The organism is Desertibacillus haloalkaliphilus (genome assembly GCF_019039105.1).
Taxonomy (GTDB): Bacteria; Bacillota; Bacilli; order Bacillales; family KJ1-10-99; genus Desertibacillus; species Desertibacillus haloalkaliphilus.
In genome coordinates this window covers 1-474 of the sequence record NZ_JAHPIV010000083.1, presented here as the reverse complement: position 1 = coordinate 474, position 474 = coordinate 1, and the positions used below count along the sequence as shown (strand labels likewise).

General features: G+C 40.9%; 1 protein-coding gene. It reads right to left on the bottom strand.

The genetic code is table 11. The features are described 5' to 3' along the window. Nucleotides 1-474, bottom strand: a 474-nt coding sequence (locus KH400_RS20950) for a flagellin N-terminal helical domain-containing protein (RefSeq protein WP_498067636.1), incomplete at both ends; no start/stop codon positions are given.

Sequence of the window (474 nt, the reverse complement as noted above, 5' to 3'; positions counted from 1 at the left end):
TCCTGAAATAGTTCCAAACTCACCTACAACCCATAAACTTTCGGGATTGGGTGGATCAGGAACATTAATATAAGTTGCATGCACCGTTTCACCTGCCCCGACCTCTACCCACACTTCCGTTGTAATCGTTTGCTGTTCGATCTGTCCGGAATACAAAATTTTCTTTTCGTTAAACTCTGTATTTTTAGCAATATCATTAATAGTTTCTTTGATTTCATTTACCTCATTATTCAGTGCCAATCTATCAGAGTTGGTCAAATGGCCACTTGCTGCCTGAACAGAGAGTTCTCGTACCCTTTGTAAATTTTTTGTTATTTCATTTAATCCAGCTTCCCCGACTTGTATTAAGGAGACCGCATCTTGAATATTTCTTTGGGCTTGTCCTAGTCCCCTAACTTGCGCCCTCATTTTTTCAGAGATTGCTAATCCCGCTGCATCATCTGCAGCCTTCGAAATACGGAGTCCAGAGGATAA